General features: G+C 61.0%; 22 protein-coding genes and 2 pseudogenes. 20 read left to right on the top strand and 4 right to left on the bottom strand.

The genetic code is table 11. The features are described from left to right. From AC070A_RS28840 to AC070A_RS28855, 4 genes and pseudogenes are all read left to right on the top strand, one after another. Positions 1 to 1,420, top strand: a 1,420-nt coding sequence (locus tag AC070A_RS28840; RefSeq protein WP_494773613.1) for a calcium-binding protein, incomplete at its 5' end; no start/stop codon positions are given. An 8-nt stretch (positions 1,421 to 1,428) separates the two neighbouring features. Further along, positions 1,429 to 3,162: a type I secretion system permease/ATPase gene (locus AC070A_RS28845; protein ID WP_113736941.1), complete on the top strand. Its 1,734-nt coding sequence runs from the start codon at positions 1,429 to 1,431 to the stop codon at positions 3,160 to 3,162. A gap of 8 nt (positions 3,163 to 3,170) precedes the next feature. Beyond that, complete coding sequence (locus AC070A_RS28850) at positions 3,171 to 4,514, top strand: HlyD family type I secretion periplasmic adaptor subunit (protein ID WP_494773616.1); 1,344 nt, start codon at positions 3,171 to 3,173, stop codon at positions 4,512 to 4,514. Positions 4,515 to 4,522: 8 nt separating this feature from the next. After that, positions 4,523 to 4,762: pseudogene (locus AC070A_RS28855) on the top strand (LysR substrate-binding domain-containing protein); the annotation flags it as partial. Positions 4,763 to 4,790: 28 nt separating this feature from the next. Here the strand turns inward: AC070A_RS28855 and AC070A_RS28860 are convergent. From AC070A_RS28860 to AC070A_RS28870, 3 genes are all read right to left on the bottom strand, one after another. Further along, positions 4,791 to 4,994, bottom strand: a complete 204-nt coding sequence (locus tag AC070A_RS28860; RefSeq protein ID WP_057248655.1) for a cold-shock protein — start codon at positions 4,992 to 4,994, stop codon at positions 4,791 to 4,793. Between the two features lie 209 nt (positions 4,995 to 5,203). Further along, positions 5,204 to 5,989, bottom strand: a complete 786-nt coding sequence (locus AC070A_RS28865) for a pyrroline-5-carboxylate reductase (RefSeq protein ID WP_113736939.1) — start codon at positions 5,987 to 5,989, stop codon at positions 5,204 to 5,206. Between the two features lie 2 nt (positions 5,990 to 5,991). Then, positions 5,992 to 6,711 carry a GntR family transcriptional regulator gene (locus AC070A_RS28870; RefSeq protein WP_057248657.1) on the bottom strand — a complete coding sequence of 240 codons (720 nt, stop codon included), beginning with the start codon at positions 6,709 to 6,711 and terminating at the stop codon, positions 5,992 to 5,994. Between the two features lie 199 nt (positions 6,712 to 6,910). On the opposite strand from AC070A_RS28870, the gene AC070A_RS28875 reads away from it, so the two are divergent. From AC070A_RS28875 to AC070A_RS28920, 10 genes and pseudogenes are all read left to right on the top strand, one after another. Continuing rightward, entirely contained in the window at positions 6,911 to 7,741 is an 831-nt protein-coding gene (locus tag AC070A_RS28875; RefSeq protein ID WP_057248797.1) for a substrate-binding periplasmic protein, read from the top strand. A gap of 73 nt (positions 7,742 to 7,814) precedes the next feature. Then, positions 7,815 to 8,585 (top strand): amino acid ABC transporter ATP-binding protein, encoded by a 771-nt coding sequence (locus tag AC070A_RS28880; RefSeq protein WP_057248658.1) that lies wholly within the window; start codon positions 7,815 to 7,817, stop codon positions 8,583 to 8,585. Between the two features lie 10 nt (positions 8,586 to 8,595). Beyond that, positions 8,596 to 9,264, top strand: coding sequence for an amino acid ABC transporter permease (locus tag AC070A_RS28885; RefSeq protein ID WP_057248659.1), 669 nt, complete (start codon positions 8,596 to 8,598; stop codon positions 9,262 to 9,264). Between the two features lie 12 nt (positions 9,265 to 9,276). Beyond that, entirely contained in the window at positions 9,277 to 9,942 is a 666-nt protein-coding gene (locus tag AC070A_RS28890; protein ID WP_057248660.1) for an amino acid ABC transporter permease, read from the top strand. Between the two features lie 35 nt (positions 9,943 to 9,977). Further along, complete coding sequence (locus AC070A_RS28895) at positions 9,978 to 10,856, top strand: dihydrodipicolinate synthase family protein (RefSeq protein WP_057248661.1); 879 nt, start codon at positions 9,978 to 9,980, stop codon at positions 10,854 to 10,856. A 63-nt stretch (positions 10,857 to 10,919) separates the two neighbouring features. Further along, positions 10,920 to 12,151 (top strand): annotated as a pseudogene (locus AC070A_RS28900) (NAD(P)/FAD-dependent oxidoreductase). 38 nt (positions 12,152 to 12,189) lie between these two features. After that, positions 12,190 to 13,659 carry an aldehyde dehydrogenase family protein gene (locus tag AC070A_RS28905; RefSeq protein ID WP_113736938.1) on the top strand — a complete coding sequence of 490 codons (1,470 nt, stop codon included), beginning with the start codon at positions 12,190 to 12,192 and terminating at the stop codon, positions 13,657 to 13,659. Continuing rightward, complete coding sequence (locus tag AC070A_RS28910) at positions 13,656 to 14,687, top strand: proline racemase family protein (protein ID WP_113736937.1); 1,032 nt, start codon at positions 13,656 to 13,658, stop codon at positions 14,685 to 14,687. The genes AC070A_RS28905 and AC070A_RS28910 overlap by 4 nt, the downstream gene beginning before the upstream one ends. Beyond that, positions 14,684 to 15,436 carry an SDR family NAD(P)-dependent oxidoreductase gene (locus AC070A_RS28915; protein WP_113736936.1) on the top strand — a complete coding sequence of 251 codons (753 nt, stop codon included), beginning with the start codon at positions 14,684 to 14,686 and terminating at the stop codon, positions 15,434 to 15,436. Before AC070A_RS28910 ends, AC070A_RS28915 begins: the two co-directional genes overlap by 4 nt. A 5-nt stretch (positions 15,437 to 15,441) precedes the next feature. Then, positions 15,442 to 16,194 (top strand): SDR family oxidoreductase, encoded by a 753-nt coding sequence (locus tag AC070A_RS28920; RefSeq protein WP_113736935.1) that lies wholly within the window; start codon positions 15,442 to 15,444, stop codon positions 16,192 to 16,194. A gap of 432 nt (positions 16,195 to 16,626) precedes the next feature. Here AC070A_RS28920 and AC070A_RS28925 read toward each other — a convergent pair whose 3' ends face one another. Beyond that, positions 16,627 to 17,373, bottom strand: a complete 747-nt coding sequence (locus tag AC070A_RS28925; RefSeq protein ID WP_058325941.1) for a FadR/GntR family transcriptional regulator — start codon at positions 17,371 to 17,373, stop codon at positions 16,627 to 16,629. A gap of 474 nt (positions 17,374 to 17,847) precedes the next feature. Here AC070A_RS28925 and AC070A_RS28930 point away from each other — a divergent pair, with 474 nt between their 5' ends. From AC070A_RS28930 to AC070A_RS28955, 6 genes are all read left to right on the top strand, one after another. Then, positions 17,848 to 18,321, top strand: a complete 474-nt coding sequence (locus AC070A_RS28930; RefSeq protein ID WP_113736934.1) for a RidA family protein — start codon at positions 17,848 to 17,850, stop codon at positions 18,319 to 18,321. Between the two features lie 24 nt (positions 18,322 to 18,345). Continuing rightward, positions 18,346 to 19,101: an amino acid ABC transporter ATP-binding protein gene (locus AC070A_RS28935; RefSeq protein ID WP_057248668.1), complete on the top strand. Its 756-nt coding sequence runs from the start codon at positions 18,346 to 18,348 to the stop codon at positions 19,099 to 19,101. Between the two features lie 9 nt (positions 19,102 to 19,110). Then, entirely contained in the window at positions 19,111 to 19,779 is a 669-nt protein-coding gene (locus tag AC070A_RS28940; RefSeq protein ID WP_057248669.1) for an amino acid ABC transporter permease, read from the top strand. Between the two features lie 10 nt (positions 19,780 to 19,789). Beyond that, complete coding sequence (locus AC070A_RS28945) at positions 19,790 to 20,440, top strand: amino acid ABC transporter permease (protein WP_113736933.1); 651 nt, start codon at positions 19,790 to 19,792, stop codon at positions 20,438 to 20,440. A gap of 38 nt (positions 20,441 to 20,478) precedes the next feature. Next, positions 20,479 to 21,324, top strand: coding sequence for a transporter substrate-binding domain-containing protein (locus AC070A_RS28950; protein ID WP_113133412.1), 846 nt, complete (start codon positions 20,479 to 20,481; stop codon positions 21,322 to 21,324). 167 nt (positions 21,325 to 21,491) lie between these two features. Further along, positions 21,492 to 23,582 (top strand): hydantoinase/oxoprolinase family protein, encoded by a 2,091-nt coding sequence (locus AC070A_RS28955; RefSeq protein ID WP_113736932.1) that lies wholly within the window; start codon positions 21,492 to 21,494, stop codon positions 23,580 to 23,582. Positions 23,583 to 23,593 lie beyond the last annotated feature (11 nt).

A 23,593-nucleotide genomic window follows, 5' to 3' on the forward strand; every position in this document is an offset into this window, starting at 1 on the left:
CGACAGCGGCGTTTCGTTCAGCTACACGATCAACGACGGCAATGGCGGCAGTGTCGCCGGTACCGCGAGCCTCGACCTCACCCCGGTCAACGACGCGCCCGTCAACACAGTGCCAAGTGCACAGACTGTCAATTCAAATACTGCGAGCGCGATCGGTGGTGTTGCGGTGGCCGATGTGGACAGTGCAAATGTGACCACGGCCGTCTCGGTCTCTCATGGCAAGCTGACGGTCGGGGCGGGCGGTGGCGTGACCGTGAGCAACAACGGCTCCAGTACCGTGACCATCAGCGGGACGCTCACCCAGGTCAATGCTGCGCTGGCTGCGTTGAGCTACATCAGCGATACAAACTATGGCGGCGCCGACACTTTGACGGTTGCAAGTTCCGACGGTCTCCTGAGCGATACCGATACGGTGGCGCTCACGGTCAATCCGCCGCCCAATCAAGCTCCGGCGGTCCCCGCCTTTACCTTTAATGCCGGGGCGGTGAGTGGAGACGATGGCAACAAGCTGCTTTCGGGCACGCATCTCGGCGCCTTCGCCGCGGTCGATCCCAATGGTGATACCGTCACATACGGTTTCGGGGGCGGGGCGACAGCCGGCTTGAGCCTGAACCCGACCACGGGCGCGCTCAACCTTTCCGCTGACCTCAACAATGTCGATCAAACGTTCAACGTGGTCGCCACGGATTCGCATGGAAATCAGTCAACCACGACCACCGTCCGGCTTTGGGTCGGAACCTCGGGCCAGAACACCCCTACCTTCACCAACAATAGCGAAACGATCATCGCTTTCGGTTTGAACCAGAGTGACACGATAACGATCACCGGTGGATCCGGACATGATGTTCTCGTCGGCGGCGGCGGCGCCGACGCCCTCAGCGGGGGCGGCGGCAACGACTGGCTTATCGGCGGCGGCGGCAACGACTGGCTTATCGGCGGCGCCGGCAACAACATTCTCGCCGGCGGGATAGGCGACGACACCTTTGACTTCGGAAACTTCGGCAGTGCGGTGAACCACGTTACGGATTTCGAAACCGGTACGAATTCGACGACCGTCGACAGGCTGCGTTTTGATGTGGGAACCGGGGCGGGCGCGTTCTCCGTCGGGGACAACGATGCGACCGTCGAGAATTTCAAGTCGGGGAACAATGCAGCACTCAATGTCGCTGGCACTGAGCTTGCCGTGAAAACAGATGCGAGCGTTACCAACGTCTCGGTCCAAAGCACGATTAACGGCTACGGCAACATCACCTCTGGCGCGTTCTTCGTCTTCCACAACTCGGATATGGGTCACGCAGCGGTCTACTACGACCCCAATCCTAGTGCCACAGGTGGTGCGATCCTCGTTACAGAACTCGATAATGTCACGCTGCTCGGCAATCTCGGCAACTTGAATGCCGGCGATTTCCAGTTCTCCTAGGAGCGACGATGAGCCGGGCATCAAATCAGTCCTCCCTCCAGGCGGTGATTGCCGAACTCCGGCGTGCCGCCTGGCCGCTCGTGGCCTTCAGCGCGGCGATCAACATCCTGATGTTGACGGCCGCACTCTACATGCTGCAGGTCTATAATCGGGTGCTTTCGAGCCACAGCCTTGAAACGCTGACGGCGCTTACCGTCATGGCCGTCGTTGCGCTCCTGGCTCTGGCCATACTGGAGACCGTGCGATCGCAACTGCTTATCGCGACCGGGATCTGGTTGAACGGTCGCCTGTCGCCGGTTCTCCTTGCCGCGTCGGTCGAGCAGGCGGCCGGAAAGCGGGGCAATGGCGGCGCTCGGACACTGCGCGACCTCGAGCAATTCGGGAATTTCGTAACCGGCTCGGCAATTTTCCCGATACTCGACGCGCCCTGGGCGCCGATCTTCTTTGCGGCAATCTTCCTTTTGCACCCTTGGCTCGGCTGGCTGGCTTTGGGTGGCGGTATAGCGCTTTTCCTTCTGGCCGTGCTTACGGAGCTTGTCACGCGACAGCCGGTTGCCCACGCGAACAGTGCTCAGAGCAAGGCCTATGCGCAAGCGGAAGCAGCGATCCGAAATGCTGAGGCCATACAGGCCATGGGAATGCTGCAGGCGATGATGTCCAGCTGGAAGCCGCTGCAGAAGGCTGCGGCCGAGGGGCAGGCGACTGCAAGCCTTCGTTCGGCTGCCCTTGCCGCGGCGGCACGCTTCCTGCGTCTCGGTCTGCAGATCGGCGTTCTCGGGCTCGGAGCCTATCTTGTCGTGCACGCCGAAGCGTCTCCCGGCGCGATGGTGGCGGCTTCCATCCTGATGGGGCGGGCACTCGCACCCGTCGAGCAGGCGATCGGCACGTGGAAGGCGATCGTGAGCGCGCGATCTGCATATCAGCGACTATCGGGAGTGGCCGGCGCTCGGCGTGAGGAAGCGCCCATTCTGCCATTGCCGCGGCCTGAGGGACGGCTTGTCGTCGAGAACGTCATTGTTGCGCGCGAGGGCGGCGGCGAACCAATCCTGAAGGGCGTGAGCTTCCAGCTCGAACCCGGCGAGGTACTCGCGGTCATTGGTCCGTCTGCGGCGGGCAAGACGAGCCTGGCGAGACTCATCGTGGGGGCTGCTACGGCCGGCCACGGCCGGGTGCTACTCGGTGGCATGGATGTCGCGCAATGGGCGACCGCCGATCGTGGCCAGCATGTCGGCTACCTGCCACAGGACATCGAGCTTTTCTCCGGAACCGTCGCCGAGAACATCGCTCGATTTCAGGAAGTCAACGAGCAATCGTTCCGGGATGTCGTGCGCGCTGCCTGCGAGGCGGGGGTCCACGAGCTCATCAAAGGGCTCCCGAAAGGCTACCACACAGAAATCGGGGAGGCGGGGGCGGTGCTCTCGGGCGGCCAACGCCAACGCATCGCGCTTGCACGCGCGCTCTATCGGGATCCGGCGTTCTTGCTTCTGGACGAACCCAATTCGAACCTTGATCGTGACGGCGAGCAGGCACTGAACAACGCGCTACAAGCGCTGAAGGCTGCGGGAAGAACGGTCGTTCTGATTACGCATCGCTCAAACATGATGGAAAGCGTCGACAAGGTTCTCGTGCTTCAGCGCGGTCAGATCGATCTCTTCGGTCCGCGTGACGATGTGTTACGTGCAATGGAAGAGCGAGCGCGAGCCGCGACGGCTGCCCCGCGATTGGGGATCGTGAGCGCATGACTGCAAAGCTGACAGCCCTTGGTCGCGGCGATCCCACGGCATACACGGCTTCTGACGATCCGCGGCTTCAGCCGCGACTAAAACCCGCCATTGCGATCGGGAGTGTGGTGGTACTCGCATTCTTTGGCATCTTCGGCGGCTGGGCAGCTCTGGCGCCGCTCGACAGCGCGGCAGTTGCGCAGGGCGTCGTCAAGGTCGAGGGCGAACGCAAGGTGATCCAGCATCTCGAAGGCGGTATCGTTTCGAAGCTGAAGGTCGCCGACGGGGAGCACGTCAAAAGTGGCGAGGTCCTGATCAAGCTAGATGACACGCAGGCGGCCGCGCACCTCGATCTCCTCAGGAACCGCTTACTGTCTCGCAAGGCGTCGGCCGCCCGCTTGCGAGCCGAGCGGGACGGTAAAGACGAAATTGTCTTCGAGCGAGAGCTTCTGATCGCCTCGTCCTCGTCGTCCGCCCGAGAAGCGGTTGCGGTGCAGAGCGAAGTTTTTCGGGCGCGGCGTCTGGCTCTTGGCAACGAAACCGGCATTCTGCATCAGCGCATCCTGCAAAGCGAGAATGAGATCAAAGGGCTCGAAGACATGGTCGCGGCCCAGGACCAAGTGATGGCGTCCATTGAAACAGAGGCGGCTGATCTTGAACAGCTGTCGAAGAAGGGCCTCGCCACGCGCGAGCGGCACCTTCAGTTGCGCCGGCGCCAGGGAGAGCTCAAGGGAGAGCGCGCCACGAACATCGCCGCAATCGCACGGATTCGGGAGTCGATGGCGGAGATTGAACAGCAGATCATGAAATTATCCACGACGCGCCTGAACGAGGCGGTTGCCGAGCTCAGCAAAGTGGAGGCCGAACTTTTCGATCTTCAGCAGCAGTTGCGCGCGGCGGAGGACGTGCTTGCCCGCGCTGACATCCGAGCGCCCGTCGACGGCGTTGTCATGGGATTGCAGGTGCACACCGCCGGTGGTGTCGTCCGCCCCGGCGAGCCGTTGATGTCGATTGTGCCCGTCGGCCAGAAACTGGTGGTCGAGGCGATGGTCCGCCCGGAGGATGTCGATTCCATCGCTATCGGTCAGACTGCACACGTCAGGATATCGGCCTTTGCGCGTTACGATATGCAACCGCTCGAGGGACGCGTTGAAGTCGTATCGGCGGATCGGCTGACGGACGACAGAACCGGCGCGGCCTATTTCACCGCCATCATCGTGGTCGATGAGCGAGAACTCGACAAGCTTATCGGCCGCAAGCTTCTGCCGGGTATGACCAGCGAAGTGATGATCCGCACGGGCAGCCGAACGATGCTTGCCTATATCGGCGAGCCGCTTACGCGAACGTTTCGTCGGGCTATGCGGGAGAACTAAAATTCCTTAACATTACTTATAGCTGCGACGATACCTTCTCGTTGGTGTCGCTCGTCTCGGCAGGTCTCGGCATCGGCTTTGCGCCGGAATGGACGAAGGATCTGCCGAACCGCAACTTCGAACTTCGGCCCGTGCGCGGCGTCGATCTCAAGATCGGGCTTGGAGTTGCCTGGAACAAGGACGATACAACGGCGTCGCGGGACGACATCATCGATATAGCCCGGTCGCTGGCGCGGCCGGGCAGGTGATGAGAAACGAATTCCTGAGTCCGTAGGATCAGGCTGGTCTAACGTTTTCGGCCTTCGATTTTCCGGTCTTGCGGTCCTGGCCAAGTTCATAGCTGACCTTTTGGCCGTCGCGAAGTGATGTTGCGCCCTCGATCGCCGACACATGGACAAAGACGTCCGCTCCGCCGTTGTCGGGCGTGATGAAGCCAAAACCCTTGTCCTGGTTGAAGAATTTAACTGTACCGGTTGCCATAGTCGTCCTCGTCGGCTGAGTATCTTTCGTTTTTGCCGCAAGACCTTATCCAGCGGCGGTCTTGGCGGCAATCGCGCGTGTACCCGCAATGCGGCTTTCGAGCTCGGCAGGGTTGTCGGCTCTCTAGCACGGTACGCGGGTAGCGTCTCATGTGGGTCGTCGCGCGCCGCATGCCTGGTCTGAGGTTCGATCGTGGCGAGAGCCGTCTGCTAACGGTTGGTGATGCGCTCGAACACTCTGCCTAGCGCTCGCGTCAGCGCTTCGGTTCCGCCCCGCTCGTCGAAATCCCGGAAAACCTGTTCGTTGAGGCCGCCCTTGGTGGCAAATTCGCGGCTCCTCTCGAAGAAGTCGACATCTGTACCAGCGTGAAGTGCTGCTTCGGAAAGACCGGCAAAGAGCGGCGCGAGATATGAGCGGCCCTTATCTTCCGGCAGACCATTTTCGGCGAGCCACTCGGTCGTGCGGTGCAGGATGCCGAAATAGGTGGCCATCAATGCGCTTGCTGCGGCCAGAAGGTCATATTCGACCTTGGTCTCGCATTCGACGGCGTTGCCAAGCACGTCGAAGATTGCGGCCGTGCCTACGTCCGCCGGAAAGACCGCGGTGACGCCCTTGCGGCGGGCGACGAAGGGCAGGGGGATCGCCTGGGTGAGGTGGACCTCTGTGCCGATCCAGTCGAGGAGCTTTGGCCGGTCGGTTGCCGCAATGACACTGATGATCTTCTGGCCCTCGCGAAACTGCAGAGGACGAATAACCCCTTCGGCGACTTGCGGACGGATTGCCAGCACGACCGTGTCGCAGCCGTCAACAATCGCCTGGTTGTCTGGCCACACGTGTACCTGCGGGAAATCGGAGGCAAGCCTGGCCGAAATGTCCGCGCTGCGTTGAGACACGACGACCTGCGGAACTGCGGCAGGTTCTGCAAGAAGGCCGCGCACCATCGCATCCGTGATCGCGCCAGTGCCGATAAAACCTATGCGTTCGGGCAGGGGCATGGTTACTCCGCCGCCGCAAGCGGCCCGAAAGACACTTCGGTCGTGTAGTTTTCGCGCAGGAAGGCGATGAAGTTGTCCTGAAACTGGCGGGTATGGGCATGCGCCAGCTCGTCTGCACGCTCGACATCCTTGGCGCGGATCGCCTCCAACATCAATTCGTGCTCGTCGGTCAAAAGATAACCGTCACCGGTGCGCTCCAGGTATTCGAAATGGAGGTGGAGCATGCGCTGACCCTGGTTCAGGAGTCGCTCGTAGAACGACGCCAGATAGCCGTTCTTGCCCGCATAGGCGACCGCCATGTGAAACTGCTTGTTGGCCTCCGACATCTTCAGGTGAATGCCGGTTTTGACCGCTATTTCGAATTCCTTCTGACGCTTTGCGATGATCTTCAGGTCCGCCTCGGTGCGCAAGGCTGCCGCCAGCCGAGTGTTCATGCGCTGGGCGACGTCGAGCGCCTCGACATATTTCGGAAAGCTCGCCACCTCGATGGGAGCGACGATGGTGCTGCGGTTGGAAAGCGTGACCACCAGGTCTTCGCCGGCAAGCCGTATGAGCGCTTCGCGCACTGGCGAACGCGACATGTCGAAGCGCTCGGCGAGCGTCATTTCGTCGAGCAACTGGCCCGGCGGCAAGGTGAGGGCAAGGATCTCATTGCGCAGCGTGTCGTAGACACTTTTCCAGCCCGTACCGCGCACCCGTTTCATTTCAATTTCGTCAGACACTTACGCCCCTTTCCGTCTCTTCCGGTCATTGGGCCAGAAAAATCGGCACGCAGCAATCGTAAACTTTTCGCTTGACTTTGTCGACACGGAGACGACATAGTTTTGTCAGTCGACACGGAGCCGACACGAAAACACTAAGAACGGCCAAAGCCGACAGGTGGAACCGCGCGTCTCACGCGCTCAAAATTGGGGAATGCACATGTTCAGAAATGTGATGACGTCCGCTCTGCGGGCGACGGCCGCGCTCGCCCTGGCGGTTGGGCTGTCGACTACGGCGATGGCTGAAACGGCCGAAGGATACTGGCAGGGTGTCCAAAAGAGCGGCACGCTGCGCTGCGGAGCGGCTGTTGCGCCGCCCTATGTGATGCGCGATCCTGCAAGCGGCGAGTACTCCGGCTTCTTTGCCGACCTCTGCCGCGAATTCGCTGAAGTTCTGCAGGTGAAGCCCGAATTCGTCGACACGACCTGGGACAACATCGTTGCGGGCCTTCAGGCCGGAAAATGGGACGTCTCCCTGGCGCTGAACCGTACGCCCGCTCGGGCCATGGCTGTCCAGTTCTCAGTACCGGCGATGGAGTACCAGATCTCACTCGCCTACAACAAGGACAACCCGAAGATCCCAGCGAGTGCGGCTTCCGTTGCCGACATCGACAAGGCGGACGTCACGCTTGCCGTCATGTCCGGCACGGCCCAGGACAAGGCGATTTCCGCCGCGGTCAAGACAGCGACGATCCTGCGCCTGCCGACCAACGACGAAACACGCCTTGCGGTCGTTTCGCGTCGTGCCGACATCCTGGTCGATGCCTCCGACACAAACCAGCTTTTCACCCAGTCGAACCCCGACTGGGCGGTAGCGCTCAATCCGGCGCCGGCGCTCGCCAAGCAGGGCGTGGCGTTCGGATTGCCGCATCAGCTTTCGGCGTCAGATGTCGAAGTGGTCAACATCTTCCTCGAGGAGCGGGTCGCGACCGGCCACGTGGATGCCCTGATCAAGAAGGCCGTGGACGAAGTCCTCAAGGCCGGCAACTGAGCCCGGTCACCAAGCCTACGGAGCTGCCTGTGGCGGCTCCGTTCCCTGTCCCTGAGGTGGAGAGTTTTGGACGATGTCGGATACCGCACCCCTGGTTAAGATCGAAGGACTGCACAAGAGCTATGGCGGCGTCGTGAAGGTGCTGCAGGGCTTGGACATCGAGATGAAGGCGGGCGACCGCGTAGTCGTCATCGGGCCGTCCGGCGGCGGCAAGTCCACCCTCCTGCGCGTGCTGATGGGGCTCGAACAAATCGACGGCGGGTCCATCGTCTTTGGCGGCAAGCCCTACATTTCGGCCAATGGCAACGGCAAGACCGCGATCGATGCCAAGGTCCGTCGCTCGATCGGCATGGTGTTCCAACACTACACGCTCTTCCCGCATCTCGATGTCATCGGCAACCTGATCCTCGCGCCGATGAAGGTGAGGGGGGAGAAGAAGGCCGAGGCTGAGGCAAGGGCGATGGCGCTGTTGACGCGTTTCGGACTTGCGCAAAAGGCAAAAAGCTATCCGGCGCAGCTTTCCGGCGGTCAAAAGCAGCGTGTCGCGATTGCCCGCGCCCTGATGCTTGATCCGAAGCTGATGCTTTTCGACGAGGTCACTTCGGCGCTCGATCCGGAACTCGTGGCTGAAGTCGAGCAGGTGATCCTGCAGCTTGCCAAGCAGCAGATGCCGATGGTGATCGTGACCCACGACATGTGGTTCGCCAAGAATATCGCCTCCCGCGTGATTTTCTGCGCCGGCGGTGTGGTCGTGGAAGACGGTCCGCCGGAACAGGTGCTCGGTTCTCCGAGAGAAGAGCGAACGCGCGAGTTCATCGAGCGGGTCTTCCACATCAAGCACTGAAGGACGAACGATGAACTACAGTTTTGACTTCGCGTCCGTCTTTCGCAATTTCGGACCATTGTGGGACGGTTTGCTCGTCACGATCGAACTGACGATCGCTGCCAATGCCATCGGACTGACATTCGGCTTCGTGCTGGCATTGCTTGTCATGAGCCGCTCGCCGGTGGTCCGGCTGCCGGTCACACTCTTCATCGAGTTCTTCCGCTGCACGCCAGCGATCATCCAGATCGTGTGGTTCTTCTATTGCGTCCCGATGCTTTTCAACGTGTTCCTCGGATCGGTCACGATGGGCATCCTGGCGCTCGGGCTCAATCTCGCGGCATTCAACGCGGAGGCTTATCGTGCCGCCATCCAGGCGGTTCCAAGGGAGCAGCTTGACGCCGGCGTGGCGCTCGGCCTGACCCCGTTCCAGAGGGTGTTCTACATTGTTCTGCCGACGGCGGTCCGCAATTCGATACCGGTTCTTTTGACCAACGGGATCGGCATTTTCCAGCAAAGCGCGCTGGTCGCGATCGTTGCCGTCCAGGACCTGATGTACCAGGGCAAGACCTTGGCCACGCAGACATACCGCCCGATCGAAACCTTCACGATCGTTGCACTCTTCTACTTCGCCGTGTCGTTCCCGGTCTCCCAGATCGTTGGCTATTTGGAACGCCGCCGCGAAGCCCTGGCAAGCTGAGGGAGACAAACGATGACCTTCAATTTTGCCGTCGTACTCAAGTTCCAGGAGGCTCTCTTTCTTGGCCTCTGGATGACGCTCAAACTGACGCTGATCTGCATCGTGCTCGGTTGCGCCCTTGGCTTCCTTGTTGCGCTTGCGAGGACCTCGAAAAATGCCATCCTGCGTGCAGCCTCGAGTGTCTATGTGGAATTTTTCCGCGGCACGCCCGTGCTTGTTCAACTCTTCTGGATCTTTTTCTGCCTGCCGCTGATCCTCGGTGTCGAGTTGTCCAACATGACGTCCGGCGTGATCGCCTTGACGCTCTATATGGGGGCGATCAGCAGCGAGACGTTCCGGGCCTCGCTCAAATCGGTCGGCCGCGAGCAGCTGGATGCCTGCGTTGCGCTCGGTCTTTCTCATTGGGCGCGCACGACCAACGTCGTCCTTCCGCAAGCCGTGCTACGCGCCGCGCCGACGCTTTTGTCAAATTGCGTCAGCCTCTTCAAGGAAAGCGCACTCGTCTCGGCCGTCGGTATGGCGGACCTCATGTTCGTCGGCCAGAACATTTCCAACAACACGGCCCGGCCAATCGAGGTGCTGACGATCGTCGCACTCATCTACTTCGTCATCGCCTTTCCGCTGACGCGCGCCGTCACGGTCATCGAGCGACGCATTCTCAAGCGGTTGGCTCTCTGACGCCACCCTTCGAACCCCCGAATGGAGATAGTCCCATGAAACTTTCAGGCGTCTTGCCAGCCCTCGTTACCCCCTTCGACCGTCAAGGTAGGATCGACTTTGCCGCATTTGGAAAGCATCTGGCCAATCTGCGCGCAGCAGGCGTCACGGGCTGGGTGCCTTGCGGCTCCTCGGGCGAATACAGCTTCATGTCCGATGAAGAGCGCGATGAGGTGCTGAAGTTCGTCAAGGAATTCGCCAAGCCTGGCGAGATCCTGATCGCCGGCACCAACGCGCCATCGACGGCCGGCGTCATTGCCAACACGCTGCGCGCCAAGGCGATGGGTTACGACGCCGTGCTTCTCGCAACGCCCTTTTATACGAAACCCACGCAGGCCGAGCTAGTTGCGCACTTCAAGGCTGTCCTTGAAGCGACCGACATGAAGATCGTGCTCTACAGCTATCCGGATAAGGACGGAGTTGAGCTGGGCTGGGAGGTTCTTGACGCGCTCGCCGACGATCCGCGCATCATCGGCATCAAGGAAAGCTCCGGGTCGCTTCAGCGCGCCATCGGCATTGCGACCCGCTACGAGGGACGCCTCCAGCTGGTTTCCGGATCGGACGACATCGCGCTCGACTTCATGATCTGGGGCGCCGAGAGCTGGATCTGCGGCCCGGCCAACTGCATGGCGAAAGCCGTCTGCGATCTCGACCGCACCTTCAAGTCTGGCGATCTCGCCAAAGCCAAGAGGCAAATGGCGACCCTCTACAAGGCGATGAACATCCTGGAATCGGGCAAGTTCGTGCAGAAGCTCAAATATGGTTGCGAAGTGCAGGGCACGCCGGTCGGCGAGTGCCGAGCGCCCCTCGGTCCGCTCACGGACGAGGAAAAAGCCGAATTCCGCGCCGCCATGGAACCGATCCTCAATTGGTAATCGAGTGCGGCCGGGCTGACGTCCGGCCGCCATCCAAGGAAAACGAGCAGGAGCAAGGCTAGCATGACCACCGTGGTTGTCGGCGCAGGCATCATCGGCACAACCATCGCCTACGAACTGCAAAAGCGAGGGCGGCGGGTCATCTTGCTTGACAAGGGCGAGGTGGGGCGCGGCGCCTCCTACGGCAACATGGCGTCGATCGCGGTGACCGAGTTCATGCCTGCCTCGCGCCCGTCGATCTGGAAGCAGATTCCCGGATGATGCTTGATCCGGAAGGTCCCGTCCGTGTCCGCCCGAGCTACATGCCGAAACTGCTCCCCTGGTTTGCACGTTTTGTCGCCGCCTCGCGACCGGCCAGGCTTCGACAGCTGGAGGCCGAAGGGGCAGCTCTCTGCAGCCGTGTCTATGACGACCTCCTGCCCTTGCTGCGCGAGACGGGGCTGGAAGGCGAATTGACGGAAGAGGGCTGCCTGTCGCTTTACAGCAACGAAGCGGAGTTTCGCGCCGACCGCGAACATATCGAAATCCTCGAGCGTTTCGACTTTCCGCACCAGCGCCTGACGGGTGCTGAGGCGCGGGAGCTCGAACCGGAGCTGTCGGACCGCATCGGTCTCGCCGTCCTCTTCCCCGAGAACCGAAGTTTGCGCGATCCGTTTCGGTTGGTGAACAAACTTGCGCAAAGGTTCACCGCACTCGGTGGAGAATTCCGCCGCTGCGCCGTGGCTGGCTTCGACCGCTCCTCCCGCGTCACTGCCGTCCGGCTCGTCGGGGGAGATCCAATCGCCGCCGATGAGGTTGTGATCTCAGCGGGAGCCCATAGCGGCCTGCTGTCGAAGATGCTGGGCGAACCGATGCCGCTCGAAACCGAGCGTGGCTATCATACCCAGATCATGGCTCCCGGCGTTTCCATGCGCCACTCTATCATCTGGCCAGCCCGCGCCTTCATGGTCACGCCGACGGCAGGCGGTATCCGAGTCGGCGGCACGGTCGAAATGGCGGGCCTCGACGCCGCACCCGACTATCGCCGCTCGAAGATAACCGTGCGGCGGGCCCAAACGGCGTTGCCGAACCTGCGCTGCGAGAACTTTACCGAGTGGATGGGCCATCGTCCGGCGCTTCCAGACACCGTGCCTGTCATGTCGGCCTCGGCCAAAACTCCAGGCGTCTTTTACGCCGCCGGCCATGGACATCTGGGGGTCACCTATGCGGCCACGACCGCGCGCCTGATGGGCGACCTCATCACTGGCCGGACGCCACCCATCGACATGCGCCCCTATCGCGTCGACCGCTTCTAAAGGGCGACCGCACAAAACGCATTCCATGTGAGGACACCATGCAGAACAAGCTTTTCATCGATGGACAATGGATCGCACCAGCCGACGGAAGCCTGCTTCCCGTGATCGATCCGGCGACCGAAGAGGTCTTTCACCACATCGCTGCCGCCGGCGTCGCAGAGGCCGACGCAGCGGTCAAGGCGGCCCGCGAGGCTTTCGACAATGGGCCTTGGCCACGCCTTTCGGGCAAGGAGCGTGCAAGATATCTGCGCGCCATGGCACAAGGCATCCGTGATCGACTGCCGGAATTGGCGCACATGGAAACACGCGACAACGGCAAGCCGTTGCCCGAGTCCGAATGGGACCTGGCGGACGCCGCCGGCTGCTTCGACTTCTATGCCGATCTCGCTGAGGAACTCGATGGCGAAGTCGAAGAAGTGAAGCTTGCGGACCAGCGCTTCGTCTCCAAGGCCGTGCGCGAGCCGCTCGGAGTGGCGGTTGCTATCGTTCCATGGAACTATCCGCTGCTCATGGCCTCGTGGAAAGTGGCACCGGCGCTTGCGGCGGGTTGCACCATGATCCTGAAGCCCGCCGAAACCACCTCGCTGACCGCGCTGGAATTGGGTGCGATCGCGGAGGCTGCGGGCCTTCCCAAAGGCGTGCTGAACATCCTCTCCGGCAAGGGTTCGGTCGTCGGCCAGGCGCTGGTCGAGCATTCGCAGGTGGACAAGGTGGCGTTCACCGGGTCGGGCCCGGTCGGCTCCCGCATCATGGCCGCCGGCGCCAAGGACATCAAACGCATCAGCCTCGAACTCGGCGGCAAGTCTCCTTTCGTCGTCTTTGCCGACAGCGATATCGAGAAGGCCGTCGAATGGATCATGTTTGGTATCTTCTGGAACCAGGGCCAGGTGTGTTCGGCGACTTCGCGGGTGCTGGTGGAGGCACCGCTCTATCCGAAGCTATTGGACCGGCTGGTCGAGGAAGCCAGGAAAATCCGGATCGGCAACGGTCTCGAAGAGGGCACGCTGCTCGGGCCGCTCGTCAACAAGGGGCAGTATGAGGATGTTCTCGGCCATATCGAGCGCGCCGTCGAGCAGGGCGCAAGAGTTGCCTGTGGCGGTAGATACGATGGCTTCGACAAGGGCTTCTGGGTCGCGCCGACGATCCTCACCGATATGACGCTCGAGAGTGATGCCTGGGTCGAGGAGATCTTCGGACCGGTCGTCTGCATCCGTCCCTTCGAGACCGAGAAGGAGGCGATCCGCCTCGCCAACGACTCACGCTTCGGGCTTGCCGCCGCAGTCATGTCGACCGATGACGAACGATGCGAGCGTGTGGCCGCTGCCTTCCGGGCGGGCATCGTCTGGATCAACTGCTCGCAACCGACTTTTACCGAGGCGCCGTGGGGCGGCTACAAGCAGTCCGGCATCGGCCGCGAGCTTGGTCGCTGGGGCCTCGACAACTATCTCGAGACCAAACAGATCACTCGCCTCGTCAGCGATGCACCCTGGGGATGGTATCTGAAATGACCTTCGACAAGTCCCTCGATATCCTGCTTGTCCATTGCCAGGGCGAAAGCGGCAATGTCCTGATCGGTGGCGCGCCAGCTATTCCGGGGGCGACCATTCTTGAGAAGATGAACCATCTGAACAATGTCGATCCGTCATTGCGCCTGTTCCTGACGCGCGAACCGCGAGCGCAGGTCGTTCATACGACAAACCTGCTTCTCGATCCGACCCGGCCGGACGCCGATGCTGCCTTCATCGTCTTGCAGCCGGACCGCGCCCATCCGATGTCGGGGTCCAACTGCATCTGCGTGGTTACTGCGCTCCTGGAAAGTGGTCGGGTGGAAATGTGCGAGCCGGAAACCGTCGTGCGGCTCGACACCGCCGCCGGGCTCATCGTCGCCCGGGCGCATTGCGAAAACGGTCGATGCCTTTCGGTCAGCCTCGACAATGTTCCCGCCTTTGTTCAGCAACTCGACGCCGCGATCGACACGCGCAGATGGGGGCGTATTAAGGGCGACATCGCCTTTGGCGGCGTCTTCTATGCACTGATGGACGTGGATCAGATCGGGCTTCGCATCGCGCCAGATGCGGCCTGGGCGCTCGCCGAAGCCGGAACCGAGATCAAGTCGCTGCTCGCCGATCAGATCGCGGTAAGCCACCCGGACATCCCTGGACTTAACGAGATCGCTTACGTGATGTTCCGCGACTACCAGCAGGATGGCTCAGTGGTAACATGCACGACGCTGAAACCCGGTCGCGTGGATCGCTCGCCCTGCGGTACCGGATCCTCCGCCAATCTTGCGGTGCTCCATGCGCGGGGCAAGGCGAAAACCGGCGACAGACGTCTCTCGCGCAGTATCATAGGTGGTACGTTCACCGCCGAGATCTTGGGCGAGACCACGGTCGGCAACCGCCCGGCGGTTCTGCCGCGTATCACGGGCCAAGGCTACGTCTTCGGCCGGCAGCAGTTGCGGCTGGATCCGCATGATCGGTTCGCTCAGGGTTTTGCCATGTCGGACACGTGGGGACCGCAGGTGGGGGAGCTATGAACCTCAAGGGACAAACCGTTTTGGTAACGGGTGCAACCGGCGCCATCGGGCAGGCGATCTGCCATGCTCTCGCGGCTGATGGGGCGAATGTCGTCGTCCACTACGGCCGCAATCGCGATGCCGCCGAAGCGCTTGTGAACGGGCTCGACGGCAGAGGTTGGTGCGTGCCGGCCGATCTGTCGGACCCGGCCGGCCCTCAGGCCCTGTGGGATCAGGCCGTCTCCGTTGCTGGCCGGCTCACAGGGCTGGTCAACAATGCCGGCATCCGCTCCGAGGTTGCAGTCGATGCGCCCATGGATGAATGGCAGCGGGTCTGGGCGCGTGAAATGCGCGTCAACTTCCTTTCGGCGGTTGATCTGTCGAAACTCGCCATCCAGCATTTCCGCGCCCATGGCGGTGGGCGGATCATCAATATGGCAAGCCGCGCCGGACAGCGCGGCTACACCTCCAGCGCGATGGCCTACGGAGCCTCGAAGGCGGCACTGATCAACCTCACCAAGTCCATCGCGCAGAGCCACGGACATGAAGGCGTGACCGCGGTGGCACTGGCGCCCGGCTGGGTGCGCACCGAAATGGCCGAAGCCTATATCGCCGAGCATGGCGAGGCTGCGGCATTGGCCGGCATTCCCATCGCCAGGATGGCCGCGCCTGAAGAGATCGGCGAGATCACCGCATTTGCCTTCCGTCCTTCGCAGGCCTCCCTCAATGGCGCTGTGCTTGACGTGAACGGCGGCAGCTATCTGAGGTAATTTCCATGCGTTTCAAGGACAAGATCGTAATCGTCACCGGCGCAGCAGGTGGCATCGGCGGGGCGATCAGTGCCCGTTTCGCTGACGAGGGCGCAAGGGTCATCGTCACCGACATGAATGGGGAGGGCGTCGAGGCGACCGTCGCGGAGATTGCGGGCAAGGGCGGCAGCGCGCGGGCGCTCGCCAGCGATATCTCGGGCGCTGAGGGTTGCCGCGCCATCATCGACAATGTGATCTCGACCGAAGGGCGCATCGATGTGCTCTGCAACAATGCCGGCATCAACCGCCGCGGCAATCTTCTCTCGTTGACGCGGGAGGATTGGCGGCTGAGCTTTGCGGTCAATGTCGACGCGATTTTCCATCTTTGCCAGGCGGCGCTGCCCCACATGATCCAGGCGGGCGGCGGCGCCATCGTCAACACGGCATCCCAGTGGGGGCTTTATCCGGCGCCGAACCACATCGCCTATAACGTGACGAAGGCGGCCGTGGCGAGCTTCACGCAGAACCTTGCCCGCGACTACGCGCCGAACAAGATCCGCGTCAATGCCGTCTGCCCGGGCGAAATTCACACGCCCATGTTGGAAGCCGGTGTAAAGCGCTCCGGACGAACGATTGCTGACCTTGACAAACTCGTTCCCTTTGGCCGCATTGGCAAGCCGGAAGAAGTCGCAGCCCTCGTCGCCTTCCTTGCGTCCGACGAGGCAGCCTTCATGTGTGGATCGCTGGTGGAAATCACCGGTGCACAGGCGGTCGCCTGACAAAAGGCTGAAGTCACTCCGGCGGCAGCATGGATGCCACAACAGCTGTCCCAAAGGAAGCTGACGTAAGCCGCATGATCTTGAACAGGCCGCTTGTCGCGCCAGCGCCGTCAAGTAACAAACTGCACGACCCTTTTATTTCCCCAGATCAACTGAATTTCGATGATTTGTATTTTAAATAGGAGGATCTGCATGGGGAGGTAAAGTAGGAAGCCGCCACTATCATGTGCCGGGTTTGTTTCCGGTTTGTGCGTTTAGGATCGCATAATGTATCGACTGGAAGGGCGTTTCGCGAGGAGGGGCGCTATTTCCTGTTGCACTCTCAATCCATCAATACCTGCATAGTGGCCAAATGACCATGTCGACGTTTTCTGCAGGTCTTACGTTGGCCGTTGGCATGTCGACAGTTCAATCTGGTCAAGCGATCGCCTTCTATTCATCCCGCGCGACATTGCTCAAGGGAGAAGCGCCACCATTCGAGAAGCCCCTGTAGCGTAAGTGGCTACGGTTCAAATGCGCCCGCATCGCTTCACGGGCCTGTTCGGAATTGCCGGTGCTGATCGCTTCGCAGATCGCCCTGTGCTCCCGAACCGTGTTCTGCACATACTCTGGTGTGATGAGCTCGGGGTTCACCTGTTTCGAGAAAGCCGGTTGGGGGAGGATCTGGAGGCTCATCAGGTTAAAGAACTCTATGAAGGCGCCGTTATTCGTCGCTTCCGCGATCGATCGGTGGAACACGAAATCCAGGTGGTCGAGGGCGGCCTCGTCGTCGAGCGAGGCTTCGAACTGCCGTGCGGCATTCCAGATATTCGATTCCTGCGCCCATGAACGGCGAGTCGCAGCAAGGCCTGCGGCATGGACCTCGAATGCCATCCGCAGTTCAAGGAGGTCCATGAATGATGTTTTCAGGCGCTGCAAGGGCGCCAGGACAAGTTCCGGATCGTAGTCGTATGGGTCTTCCGGCTTAGGTTTCTCGTGCACGAACACACCGACGCCATGACGTGCCTCGACAACTCCCTCCGACCGTAACGCGGAGACGGCCTCCCTGATGATCGTGCGGCTGACGTTAAACTGCTGCGCCAGTTCATTCAGCGATCCAAGTTTGTGGCCCTTGTCCAGTTGATTGTCGACGATATGGGCCTTCAGGGCCTGTATCGTCCGGCTTGCCAAAGTACTCAAGATTCCACCCGTCTGCTTGGTCGCACGCGTGAGCGGCGTTTGCCAACTGATAGGGATTTGTTGTGTCTTTGACAAGGTAGCATGACGCAGTGAGGTGATGCTACCTCAACTGAAATTTTCGCTCGTCAGGTGTGCGCACTCTCTGCCGAATAGTGGGGCCTGGCCATCTCATTTCTGGCTTTTTTTGGAGCTCGTTGCGAAAATTTTTTTGACGTTGGCGAGAATTCACAGTTTTATAGAACCAATGCTTAGTGGTTAACTATTTGATATTTTGTGATTAATCCCGCTGTCCTGGTTTCTCAGAGCAAAGAGATAGTATCTCTAACTTTTATGTTGACATGAGATACTATTTCACTAATCTCTTCGTCAGAAAAAGCGAGCCAGCGCCACGATCCCCAAGCGAACGTGGCGAATAGCTCCGGGAACAGGAACTGCGCCCAACGGCGCGCACACAAAATCAGGTGGAAAACCGCTATGGGTGACGTCTCCGCACGCCTCTCCGAGCTCGGCATCGTGTTGCCTTCGATTGCCTCGCCCTCAGGCAACTACATTCCGTATCGGTTTGCCGGGAACCTTCTCTTCGTTTCCGGGCAGATCCCTCGGATTGACGGCGTGGAGCATTTTGCCGGGGTCGTAGGGCAGGATGTCTCGCTTGAAGAGGGCTATCAGGCGGCGCGGCTTTGTGCCTTGAACATCCTTGCCCGTGTCAACGACGCGCTCGACGGCGATCTCGACCGGGTAGTGGCCTGCGTTCAGGTCCGTGGCTTCGTCAACGCGAAGGCAGATTTCAAAGGTCACCCCGCGATCGTCGATGGTGCGTCCGACCTTTTCGTCGAAATTCTGGGCGAAAAGGGGCGTCATGTGCGCACGGCACTGGGGGCCGGATCGCTTCCACGTGGATCGTCGGTCGAAGTGGACGCCGTGTTTGTAGTCGCAGCGAAATCCTGACGGTTACAGGAAAGGGAATTGGCCATGGGCGAGAATGAAAGCAACGAAAAAGCCATCGAAATGACGGGTGTCAACAAATGGTATGGTCCGTTGCAGGTACTTAAGGGCGTCGAACTCAACGTTGCGCGGGGCGAGCATATCGTCCTCTGTGGCCCGTCAGGGTCGGGAAAGTCCACACTCATTCGCTGCATCAATCACCTTGAGGAAGTCCAGCAGGGCAGGATCGTCGTCAATGGCACTGCGCTCAACCAGAAAGGGTCGAACGCCGATCACATTCGCCGCGACGTCGGCATGGTTTTCCAGCAGTTCAACCTCTTCCCCCATATGACCGTTCTGGAAAACTGCATGCTGGCCCAGCGCCGGGTCCGAAAGGCGTCGGCGGCGGATGCCAAGGCGAAAGCGATGCGGCATCTGGAGCGCGTGCACATTGCCGAGCAGGCGCAGAAATACCCCGCTCAGCTTTCCGGCGGCCAGCAGCAGCGCGTAGCGATCGCCCGCGCGCTCTGCATGGATCCGAAGATCATGCTGTTCGACGAACCGACCTCGGCGCTCGATCCGGAAATGGTCAAGGAAGTGCTGGACACGATGATCTCCCTTGCCGACGACGGTATCACGATGATCTGCGTGACGCATGAAATGGGGTTCGCGCGTGCCGTCGCGCACCGTGTCATCTTCATGGACCGCGGCGAGATCATCGAGAGCGCCAAGCCGGACGTCTTCTTCAATAATCCGGGCCACGAACGCACCAGGGCGTTCCTCAGCCAGATCCTCAACCACTGAGGGGGGCCGATGAACTACTCCTTCGATTTCGCACCGGTTTTTGCCGCATGGCCCATGCTTTTGGAGGGCGTGATCGGCACACTGAGAATGTCATCGCTCTCCATGGTCTTCGGCCTGAGCCTCGGCATCGTGTTCATGCTGATGCGCATGAGCAAAAGCAACGCTCTTCGGGCGATGGCGATCGGTTACATCGAGCTGATCCGCAACACGCCGATCCTCGTGCAGGTCTTCTTCGTCTTCTTCGGCATGCCGGCCATCGGTATCCGGCTGAGTGGGGAACAGGCGGCGATCCTCGCCATGACGCTTAACTGCGCGGCCTATGCCGCGGAGATCGTGCGCGGCGGGGTACAGTCGATCCGACCCGGGCAGATCGAGGCTGGCAGGGCGCTCGGCCTTCACACGGCCGACATCTATCGTTTCGTTGTGTTTCGTCCGGCTATCCGTGCGGTCTACCCAGCGCTCTGCAGCCAGTTCATCCTGATGATGTTGAACTCCAGTCTGGTGTCTTCCGTCTCGGCGGAGGAACTGACGTACTTCGCCCAGACCCTGGATTCCCAGACGTTCCGCAGCTTCGAGATCTATCTCACGCTTGGCGTCATCTATCTCGTGCTGTCCCAGTTCTTCTCTGCCGCGCTTGGCGTGATCGGCAGGGTCTATTTCTCCTATCCGACGAAGTGAGGGCCTTGCGATGATCCGTCAATTTGGCTGGGGAGAGTTCCTCTTTCTGCTCGAGGGCGCACGCTGGACGGTGGTCCTGACGCTTCTCGCCTTCACCTTCGGCGGCGCGCTCGGGCTGGGGGTGGCGCTCGGCCGCACGAGCAAGTGGAGGCTGCTGCGTATCCTGATGGCGACCTACATTCAGATCTTTCAGGGCACGCCGCTGCTGGTCCAGCTGTTCTTCGTCTATTTCGGCCTGCCGCTTCTGGGTCTTAAGGTGGATGTCTGGGTGGCGCTGACGATCGGGCTTTCGCTGCATACCAGCGCGTTCCTCGGCGAGATCTGGCGTGGCAGCATCCAGGCGGTTCCCGATGGCCAGAGCGAGGCCGCCCGCGCTCTCGGGATCGGCTATGTGCACCGGATGGTGGACGTCGTCCTGCCGCAGGCGTTCCGCATCGGCCTGCCTGCGACAATCAGCTTCCTTGTGAACCTCATCAAGGGTACCGCGCTTGCTGCTCTGCTCGGACTAACGGAGCTCACCCGGTCCGGCCAGCTGATGGCGAACATCACGTTCGAACCGCTGCAGGTCTATGGCGCAGTCGCCCTCGTCTACTTCTTCATATGCCTTCCGCTGACCTTCAGCAGCGCTCGGATCGAACGGCGGCTCAATGCCGATCGGTAAAACAAGAACGCATGACAAAACCAACCAGAGGTGACCACATGTTCAAGACAGCATTGCCCCTTTCGCGTTCGAACGTTCCCGGCGTGTTTGCCGCCGCGCTTTTGGCCACGACCTTGTTCGCGACGACGGCGCTGGCCATAACACCGGAGGAACTTAAGGCCAAGGGCACGGCGACCATCGGCGTGCAGATGGACCAGTTCCCTTGGGGTTTCATCGACCAGAATGGCCAGAATGACGGCTTCGACATCGAAATCGCCAAGCTGATCGCCAAGGAACTTGGTGTAGAGGTCAAGTTCGAGCGCATCACCGGGCAGAATCGCATTCCGCTGCTGGTCAACGGCAATGTCGACTTCCTCGTGCCATCGATGACGATCACCGAGGAGCGCGCCAAGGTCATCCAGTACGTCATCCCCTACTCGTCGAACGATATCACGGTCTGGGCAAAGAAGGATGCGGCGATCAAGGGCAACGACGACCTTGGCAAATACGTCATCGGCGTGAACCGTGGTAGCGTGTTCGAGCCGATCCTCGTCAAGGCTGCACCGCCAACGACCGAGATCAAACGCTTTGACGACGATGCGACGACCGTGCAGGCCCTCCTGTCCGGCCAGGTCGACGCCATCCTTGGCAGCGTGACCTACGGTCTCGTCATCAAGGAGACGGGACACGAAGCGGAGTTCGAGCGCAAGTACAAGGTGGCCGATAATTTTCAGGGCATGGCCGTTCGCAAGGGCGACCAGGAAATGCTCAACTTCCTCACCGATTTTGTGACCAGTCACACGGCTGATGGCTCGCTCGACGCACTTTACAAGAAATGGATCGGCGTCGATCGCGCAAAACTTCCGACAACGCTGCCGGGCGTAGACTTCACCGGCAAGCAATAACGCGCTTGCCCTGCGCAACCGCTGCGCAGGGCACCCCGAAACATCAACAATCGAAGAGCTTTAGCCTCCGCCTGCACGTGCGGGCGGGGAATGCCCACCGCATGTCGAAAACAAGCCCTTGGGCGCGGTGTGGAAGAGAAGTTCGTTCACGGAGCAGAGTCAAGAAAATGGCGAAAGATGGTATGCAGATCAGGGTCGGTGTCGACATCGGCGGCACCTTCACCGACGTTGCGATGGAGGTAGGCACCACGCTCCATTCGATCAAAGTGCTGACCGATTATTCCTATCCGGAAAACGCGATCGTCAGGGGCATCCGGCAGGTCGCCGAGTTGGCAGGCGTCGCACTGTCAGAGATCGACACCGTCATCCATGGCACGACGCTCGCGACGAACGCGCTGATCGAGCGGCGCGGCGCGCGCACTGCCTTCATCACCACCAAGGGCTTTCGCGATGTCATCGAGATGCGGACCGAAAGCCGCTTCGAACAGTATGATCTCAATATTGTGCTGCCTGCGCCGCTTGTGCCCCGCAACGAACGCTTCGTCATCGACGAGCGGATCGGCGCCGACGGTGGTATCCTGAAGCCGCTCGATCTTGCCGAGGTCGGCGCCCTCTGCGACCGTATTATCGCCGCAGGCTATGAAAGCGTCGCAATCGGTTTCATCCATTCATACCTGAATGGCGCGCATGAAAAGGCGGTGCGCGACCGATTGCTGGCGAGGAAGCCGGATCTGTCCGTTTCGATTTCCTCCGAGGTCTCGCCGCAGATGCGCGAGTTCCAGCGCTTTAACACGGTCTGCGCCAACGCGTTCGTCAAGCCGCTGATGGCGTCTTATCTCAATCGTCTCGTCGGCAGGCTGGCGGAAGAGGGCATGCGCAGCCCGGTCTTCATGATCCATTCGGGCGGTGGTATCATCAGCGTCGAGAGCGCTATCGAGTTTCCGGTTCGCCTCCTGGAATCCGGTCCGGCGGGCGGCGCGATCTTCGCCGCGCATATTGCCAGCAGTTACGGGCTCGACCAGGTCCTCTCCTATGATATGGGCGGCACGACCGCAAAAATCTGCCTGATAGAGAACCAGACGCCGAAAACCTCGAAAACCTTTGAGGTGGCCCGCACCTGGCGTTTCAAGAAGGGCAGCGGCATGCCGATCTCCATCCCGGTTATCGAGATGGTAGAGATCGGCGCCGGCGGCGGATCGATCGCCACCGTCGACAGTATGCGTCAGATCCGTGTCGGGCCGCACAGTGCCGGTTCCGAACCGGGGCCGGCCTGCTATGGCCGTGGCGGGGAAAGCCCGACGGTAACTGACGCCGACCTGATCCTCGGCCGCCTCGATGCCGACGAGTTTGCAGGCGGGGCGATGAAGCTTAATGCGCCCGCCTCCGATCGGGCGATGCATGCCGACATCGCGTCGAAACTCGACACCGACATTGCCACTGCGGCCTACGGCCTCAGCGAGGTCGTGGACGAGAACATGAGCAACGCCGCCCGCATGCATGCAGTCGAAAATGGCAAGGAGCTTTCAGAGTTCACCATGATCGCCTTCGGTGGCGCCGCGCCCATCCACGCCGCCCGCCTTTGCGAGAAGCTCGGCATGGCGAATCTACTGATCCCGCCGGGAGCCGGCGTCGGCTCGGCCATCGGGTTCCTGCGCGCGCCCTTCGGCTTCGAGTCGGTTCGCAGCGCCTATAGCCGCCTCAGCCGTTTCGACGCAGATGCGATCAACCGGACGATTTCGGAGCTCGTCGCGGAAGCGACGTCCTTCGTGCGCTCCGGCGCACCGGATGCCGATCCTAATCTCGAGTGTACCGCATACATGCGCTATGTCGGCCAGGGCTGGGAAGTTCCCATCACGATCGATGTGCGTGACTATGCCGATGTCGATGGTGCCCTATTCCGCGCTCTCTTCGACGCGCAGTACGAGCATTTCTTCGGCCGAGTGATTGGCGGCCTCGATGTCGAGATCGTCAGTTGGTCGCTGAGAGCGACATCGAAAGTCACGCCGCCGGTCAGGATCAGCACGGTCGGAAAGGCTGGCGACGCTACGGTGCGCGGCACCCGCGAGATTTTCGACGTCCAGGAAGGCCGCTTCCAGCAGGCCTCGGTCGTCTCCCGCCACGACATGAAGCCGGGCGACTGGGTCGCAGGTCCGGCGGTCATCACCGAACGCGAAACCTCGACCATCATCACGGCGAGCCGCGAGGTCGTCATGCAGGCCGATGGCTGCCTGCTCGTGCGCGCCAAGCAAGCCGCCTGACCGGAGGACAA

The organism is Ensifer sp. GW101-20A05, assembly GCF_059424735.1.

Excerpts from the sequence above, each read along its gene's own strand:
- AC070A_RS28845 (WP_113736941.1), top strand. The coding sequence starts at position 1,429 with ATGAGCCGGGCATCAAATCAGTCCTCCCTCCAGGCGGTGATTGCCGAA.
- AC070A_RS28860 (WP_057248655.1), bottom strand. The coding sequence starts at position 4,994 with ATGGCAACCGGTACAGTTAAATTCTTCAACCAGGACAAGGGTTTTGGC.
- AC070A_RS28865 (WP_113736939.1), bottom strand. The coding sequence starts at position 5,989 with ATGCCCCTGCCCGAACGCATAGGTTTTATCGGCACTGGCGCGATCACG.
- AC070A_RS28875 (WP_057248797.1), top strand. The coding sequence starts at position 6,911 with ATGTTCAGAAATGTGATGACGTCCGCTCTGCGGGCGACGGCCGCGCTC.
- AC070A_RS28880 (WP_057248658.1), top strand. The coding sequence starts at position 7,815 with ATGTCGGATACCGCACCCCTGGTTAAGATCGAAGGACTGCACAAGAGC.
- AC070A_RS28885 (WP_057248659.1), top strand. The coding sequence starts at position 8,596 with ATGAACTACAGTTTTGACTTCGCGTCCGTCTTTCGCAATTTCGGACCA.
- AC070A_RS28890 (WP_057248660.1), top strand. The coding sequence starts at position 9,277 with ATGACCTTCAATTTTGCCGTCGTACTCAAGTTCCAGGAGGCTCTCTTT.
- AC070A_RS28895 (WP_057248661.1), top strand. The coding sequence starts at position 9,978 with ATGAAACTTTCAGGCGTCTTGCCAGCCCTCGTTACCCCCTTCGACCGT.
- AC070A_RS28905 (WP_113736938.1), top strand. The coding sequence starts at position 12,190 with ATGCAGAACAAGCTTTTCATCGATGGACAATGGATCGCACCAGCCGAC.
- AC070A_RS28910 (WP_113736937.1), top strand. The coding sequence starts at position 13,656 with ATGACCTTCGACAAGTCCCTCGATATCCTGCTTGTCCATTGCCAGGGC.
- AC070A_RS28915 (WP_113736936.1), top strand. The coding sequence starts at position 14,684 with ATGAACCTCAAGGGACAAACCGTTTTGGTAACGGGTGCAACCGGCGCC.
- AC070A_RS28920 (WP_113736935.1), top strand. The coding sequence starts at position 15,442 with ATGCGTTTCAAGGACAAGATCGTAATCGTCACCGGCGCAGCAGGTGGC.
- AC070A_RS28930 (WP_113736934.1), top strand. The coding sequence starts at position 17,848 with ATGGGTGACGTCTCCGCACGCCTCTCCGAGCTCGGCATCGTGTTGCCT.
- AC070A_RS28935 (WP_057248668.1), top strand. The coding sequence starts at position 18,346 with ATGGGCGAGAATGAAAGCAACGAAAAAGCCATCGAAATGACGGGTGTC.
- AC070A_RS28940 (WP_057248669.1), top strand. The coding sequence starts at position 19,111 with ATGAACTACTCCTTCGATTTCGCACCGGTTTTTGCCGCATGGCCCATG.
- AC070A_RS28945 (WP_113736933.1), top strand. The coding sequence starts at position 19,790 with ATGATCCGTCAATTTGGCTGGGGAGAGTTCCTCTTTCTGCTCGAGGGC.
- AC070A_RS28950 (WP_113133412.1), top strand. The coding sequence starts at position 20,479 with ATGTTCAAGACAGCATTGCCCCTTTCGCGTTCGAACGTTCCCGGCGTG.
- AC070A_RS28955 (WP_113736932.1), top strand. The coding sequence starts at position 21,492 with ATGGCGAAAGATGGTATGCAGATCAGGGTCGGTGTCGACATCGGCGGC.